The sequence below is a fragment of the Candidatus Enterococcus avicola genome (genome assembly GCF_047470845.1).
In the GTDB taxonomy this organism is placed as follows: Bacteria; Bacillota; Bacilli; order Lactobacillales; family Enterococcaceae; genus Enterococcus_D; species Enterococcus_D casseliflavus.
In genome coordinates, this window is sequence record NZ_JBLGTY010000016.1 from 82,123 (window position 1) to 88,122 (window position 6,000).

Sequence of the window (6,000 nt, forward strand, 5' to 3'; positions counted from 1 at the left end):
TAAATAGCTTATTTTATATTTTATTTATTAATTAGTTTAACGTACAAACAATTTTAGTTCAAGTAATTAAGTGTTTTTTGTTATTAGTTTTTTTTTTGATAATTAGTTTATCGAGAAAACAAATTAAAAAGCAGAATTCTAGTCAAAATACTTAAATTAAATTGATATGTATATGTATGCGATTACAATTGCTAGTGTTGTAATAAGAGTTAACTAATTAAGAAGAAAAGGAAAGTGGGATGAAAGAAGTGATAAACATTGAATCAAATTATTTTTCAAGAAAATTTGATGATGAATTACTGATTATTGAAGCATGGGGGGAAAATGCTATTAGAATACGTTCATTTGTAGACATGAACTATGAAGACCGACAAAACTCCTTAATTGATAAGCCTAATTCCCTAAATAAAGTGATAATAAATCAATATGAAAATAAAACAGAATTAATTAACGGGAAAATAAGAGCGGTACTAGATCATCGTGATCGTTTAACTTTTTATAATGAAAAAAACGATGTCTTACTAAAAGAATATATTAGATTAAGAGCTGTTAAACATGATGATGGTGGTGAAGATGCTGGTTCAGTTGAAGTTACAAAGGATTTTAATTCTACATTGAAATTAAAGTCAAGAGAATATCGGTCCAATATGGATGGTAAATTTCAAGTAACTACTAGATTTGAATCAGATCCAAAAGAAAAAATATTCGGAATGGGTCAATATCAACATTCTTATCTTGATTTGAAGAACACTGTTTTAGAATTAGCGCAAAGAAACTCACAGGTGTCAATTCCATTCTATATATCTAGTCTTGGATACGGTTTTTTATGGAATAATCCTGGTATTGGAGAAGTTTCTTTTGCTAAAAATATAACTCGATGGAAAATGTATTCTTCTGATTATATCGATTATGTAATAATTTCAGGAAATGAACCAAAGGAAATACTTAGAAACTATAGTAATCTAACTGGAAAAGTCCCTAAAATGCCAGATAGTTTATTAGGATTATGGCAGAGCAAATTACGATATAGATCACCAGAGGAAGTGATGGATGTAGTAGAAAAGTATCATAAACGTGGAATAAAGCTTTCAACTATCGCTATTGATTATTTTCACTGGCCAAAGCAAGGAGAATATTGTTTTGATGAGGAATACTGGCCTAATCCAGAAAAATTTTTAAAGACTTTGAAAACTGATTACGGAGTGGAACCAATAATCTCAATTTGGCCTACAGTACAAACTGATGCAGAAAATTATGAAAAATATTTAGAAAATGGTTATCTAGTAAAAGTTAATCGTGGAGTTCGATTAACCATGCAAATTCAAGGAAACACTATTTTTATTGATATGACAAATAGTGAAGCTCGGAAATATGTTTGGAGTCTAATTAAAAAGAATTATGTTGATAAAGGGATTAATTATTTCTGGTTAGATGTAGCTGAGCCGGGATATTCCGTTTATGACTTTGATAATTATCGTTATAAAAAGGGGACTGATTTATATAGTGGTAATTTATATCCAATCGATTATCTTTCAATGATTTATGAAGAATTAAGTAATGAACAGCCTGTAATTACTCTTGTTAGAGGAGGATGGGCTGGAGCACAAAGATTCGGTGCATTATTGTGGTCTGGAGATATTGATTCTAGTTTTGAAGCATTTAGAAATCAAGTTAATACTGGACTAAATGTAGGTTTAGCAGGGATTCCCTGGTGGACAACTGACATAGGTGGGTTTCATGGCGGAAATCCAGAAGATCCGGAGTTTAGAGAATTGCTAATTCGTTGGTTTCAATATGCTACTTTTTCACCAATTTTAAGAATGCACGGTGACCGATTACCCCATAGTAAACCCTTATCGGATCATGGTGGAGGTTCGATGGTTACTGGTGCACCAAATGAAATATGGTCATACGGTATAGAAGTTGAGCAGATATTAACTAAGTATATAAAAATACGTGAAGCGTTGAAACCGTATATCAGTACTTTGATGGATAAAGCTCATAGATTCGGAGATCCGATTATGAGGACGCTATTTTATGAATATCCTTCAGATAATAATACTTGGGCTGTAGAAGATACTTACTTATTTGGAGATACGTTCCTAATTGCACCGATTGTAAATTATAAGGAAACAGTAAGAGAAGTTTACTTACCAATAAATGAAAACTGGACCAATATATGGACAGGTGAAGAATATGATGGTGGACAAACGTTGGATGTTGAAGCAGATATTAGTATGATACCTGTTTTTATAAAGACAAATCAAAAAGATAAATTTTCAAAACTATTAAGTATAATTAAGGAGGAGATCTAATGGAGATAAGTGTTATTCAACTTGGTTTAATTGTGTTATATGGTTTTTTTATTAATTTTGAGAAGAATTCAACAATGTTCGGAACCTACCAACCTGTAACAGCGGGATTTGTAACTGGTTTAATACTTGGAGATATAAAAACTGGGCTTTTTATTGGGGGAACCTTACAATTATTGTCTTTAGGAATTAGTAATTTTGGAGGAGCTTCTATACCAGACTATCAAACTGCAAGTATTGTCGCAACTTTTATCACCATAACAACTGGTCAGGAATCTTCGGTAGGGATTTCTATTGGTATACCAGTAGCACTATTAATGGTTCAATTAGATATTATTAGAAATACAATTGGTATTTGGATGGTTCATAAAGCAGAAGCAGGTGTAAAGCGAGGAGATTATAGTATGATCTCCAAGATGCAAATGTTTGGAGTATTCTTAACGGCGGCAACAACGGGCATACCGGTTGCGTTGGCAGTAATTTTTGGACCATCTTTAATTAATACTATTCTTGCTCATACTCCTGAATGGTTAACAAATGGGTTAACAGTTGCTGGGGGATTATTACCAGCTGTTGGTATTGGTTTATTGCTTCGATACTTACCTGCAAAAGAATATTTCAGTTATCTTGTTATAGGTTTTGTAATGTCTGTTTACTTAAAAATGCCATTATTAGGAGTAGCATTAATAGGCGCTGCTATAGCTTTAATTATTTATAAAAAAAATAGTCAGAATGTAATTAATAATACCGTTGTTAATACAATAGGAGGTATGGATGAGGATGAATAGCTTGGAGACGACAAAACTTGGTGTTAATTCCAAAATTAAAAAGAGTGTATTATGGAGATGGTTTTTTACAAGCTCAGTTTCTTCAAATTATGAAAAGATGCAAGCTCTAGCATATTGTTACGCTGTATTACCATTCTTAAAAGTTACTTATAAAAATAAACCAGAAGCGTTACAAAAAGCAGTACTAAATCATTTACAATTTTTCAATACAAATCCTTGGGTTGCACCGTATATTTTAGGTATTAATATAGCTATGGAAGAAAATTCAGATGAAAATACTGAAGAAGCAGTGACATCGATTAAGACAGGACTTATGGGGCCAGTAGCTGGATTAGGTGATAGTCTATTTGTAGTTATTCCATGGACTATATTTGGGGCTATTGCAGCAAATATGGCAATTGATGGTAGTCCAGTAGGAATTATTTTATGGATTGCTGTAAGTGTAGCTTTAAAGATGATAAGTATACCATTATTTCGCATAGGCTATACTTCAGGTACGAAATTAATTACTACTATTGAAAAAAGTTTAAAACTTTTAACTGAATCGACTTCAATTTTAGGATTAATGGTTGTTGGAGCATTAATACCATCTGTTGTTAAAACAAATGTAGTCTTAGATTTTAAACAAGGTGATTTTTCTATGAGAGGGCAAGAAATACTAGATCAAATAATGCCAGGATTATTACCTGCACTCTTAGTTGGTTTAGTTTACTGGTCTTTGAAAAAAAATGTAAAACCTATTTATTTAATTCTTGGTGTGATGGTTCTGTCTATTGTTTTAGCTACTCTAGGCATTTTAAAATAAATGATAGGAGGAAATTTTTGTGGAAATGAAGGGTATAAAAAATATTAGAATTGACGATCGATTAATTCATGGTCAAGTAGCTACAATGTGGAGTAATAAATTAGGTGTGACTCGTTTGATGGTTGTAAATGATACTGTTGCAAATAATGATATACAAAAACAGGTGCTAAGGATGGCAGTCCCTGCAGGAATCAGTTCTTCAATTATAACTGAAGAGAAAGCGATTACCAATATCAAAAATGGAAAATATGAAGGGCAAAATGTGCTTTTAATAGTCAAATCCCCAGTAGACTTATTATCGTTTATCGAAAATGATTTACAGATAGATAGGATTAACGTTGGCAACATGTCTAATCGAAAAGGAACAACGGTTTTACGTCCTAATATTAGCGTTACTAATGAAGAAAGAAATGCCTTCGAGAAGCTATTAAATCTTGGTGTTGAAATTACTACAATTATGACACCAGACGATAAAAAAACTTACTTAAAAGATATTTTATAAGGGGAATAAGTGCGATGACTAATGAAATAATTTTAATGAGTCATGGTTTAATGGCTGAGGAAATATTAAATTCAGCTAAAATGATACTTGGAAACCAGATTAATTATCCGGTAGTTTCTATGGCACAAAATGACGGTATTGAAGGAACAATAAATAAATTGAATAAAATACTGGAAGAAACAAGTGACATACGAAATATTATTATATTAGTAGACCTAATGGGAGGAACACCTGCAAATGTAGCTATGATGAAAGCAAGTATGGATAAAAGAATTCAAGTAGTAACTGGAATGAATCTAGGGATGGTATTAGAATCATACTTTAAAATTAATGAAGAAAAACTTGCTGAGCATTTAATAGAAATAGGTAAAAGTAGTATTAAAATACCTGAGATACAGATGGATGGTGGAGAAGAGTAATTATAATGAAGGAAGAATAGTTCTGTTAATCTCAATTGAAAAAGTTTAAATCAAAACAAAAGGAAAGCTATTTTCGATATTAATATGATTCGTTTTCTACATAATATCAAAATTAGATACGAAGCCATAGTAAGAAATATGTTTTTTTCATTATAATCTTAAATAATTAATACTAGCGAAATAGAGGAATGTTAAAAGGGCTCTTTTTGGAATAGCACGGTATAGCTAGTGCTTGAACTGCTATAAAAACCAAATAGTTAAATAGTAAAGCAATAATGGTTCGAGTGTACTATTTGGAGGACAATCTAAGATTGAAGATGCTTTCAAGTATAAGTGGTATTTTCAATGAGACGGTTAGGAAATTAGTGCCAGAGTAGGTACTAATTCTAGATGTAACAATCTTAACAGCGGTGGGATATGATCTATATGCAAATATTATATAGTTGTGTTAAAGTTTTTTTGATATATATATGAATGTTGTCCAATCAAATTCTAGAAATGCTTTAGACTATAAAATTTATTATACGGGGAAAATGCAACTTTTTAGCTAATAAAGCTGAAGTTGCATTTTTAACTATCTGAAAAAAATCGAGTTGAATTTTATATTAATCTATTTTTGGCACTTCAATAAAAAATGAACCTTCATTTTTATTGACATTTTTTAAGTAAATTTGTAAAATCGTTTTTATAAAACGTAATAGTTACGTTTTATAAAAACTAATTAGAGAGGAGATAGGGACATGTTTCTATTCAATAAAACAATGGTTTCCTTTTGTAGTATTAAGAATTTTAATAGCTAGAATATTAACATAAAAACTATTTTTTGAGCTTAATAAATAGAATTTAAGGAGAATGATATTATTAAATCAAAGATAATTCTTGGCGGTTTGCTACTATCTACAACAGCTTTCGTTTCACTACAATCCCCACAAATTACTAGTGCAGAAAGTTTAACAAATTCAGCAGAAATTATAGTACCGCTTAATTTAAAGGTGAAAGCACATTACACAAATGGATTACCACTTGAAGCGGGAAAAGAAGTACGGTTAAGAAATTTAACAGATGGATCAACGGAAGTACTTAAGAAACAGGTAGACGCTAACGGAGAGGTAACATTTACCGAACAAGATGGCATTAAAAAAGAAGTAAATTATGGCATCGAAACAGACGGAGT

Annotated in this window: 5 protein-coding genes and 1 pseudogene; all 6 read left to right on the forward strand. The window is 31.2% G+C overall.

The features are described 5' to 3' along the window. Positions 1 to 239 precede the first annotated feature (239 nt). Positions 240 to 2,315, forward strand: coding sequence for a glycoside hydrolase family 31 protein (locus tag ACI3E5_RS13005; protein ID WP_060814984.1), 2,076 nt, complete (start codon positions 240 to 242; stop codon positions 2,313 to 2,315). Then, positions 2,315 to 3,100, forward strand: a complete 786-nt coding sequence (locus ACI3E5_RS13010; RefSeq protein WP_060814983.1) for a PTS mannose/fructose/sorbose/N-acetylgalactosamine transporter subunit IIC — start codon at positions 2,315 to 2,317, stop codon at positions 3,098 to 3,100. The genes ACI3E5_RS13005 and ACI3E5_RS13010 overlap by 1 nt, the downstream gene beginning before the upstream one ends. Beyond that, positions 3,093 to 3,905 carry a PTS system mannose/fructose/sorbose family transporter subunit IID gene (locus ACI3E5_RS13015; RefSeq protein ID WP_060815002.1) on the forward strand — a complete coding sequence of 271 codons (813 nt, stop codon included), beginning with the start codon at positions 3,093 to 3,095 and terminating at the stop codon, positions 3,903 to 3,905. Before ACI3E5_RS13010 ends, ACI3E5_RS13015 begins: the two co-directional genes overlap by 8 nt. A gap of 19 nt (positions 3,906 to 3,924) precedes the next feature. Further along, on the forward strand, positions 3,925 to 4,407 hold the full coding sequence (locus ACI3E5_RS13020; RefSeq protein WP_082709565.1) for a PTS sugar transporter subunit IIB: 483 nt from the start codon (positions 3,925 to 3,927) through the stop codon (positions 4,405 to 4,407). Between the two features lie 14 nt (positions 4,408 to 4,421). After that, positions 4,422 to 4,826 carry a PTS sugar transporter subunit IIA gene (locus ACI3E5_RS13025; protein WP_060814982.1) on the forward strand — a complete coding sequence of 135 codons (405 nt, stop codon included), beginning with the start codon at positions 4,422 to 4,424 and terminating at the stop codon, positions 4,824 to 4,826. A gap of 887 nt (positions 4,827 to 5,713) precedes the next feature. Further along, a pseudogene (locus ACI3E5_RS13030) lies at positions 5,714 to 6,000 on the forward strand (hypothetical protein); the annotation flags it as partial.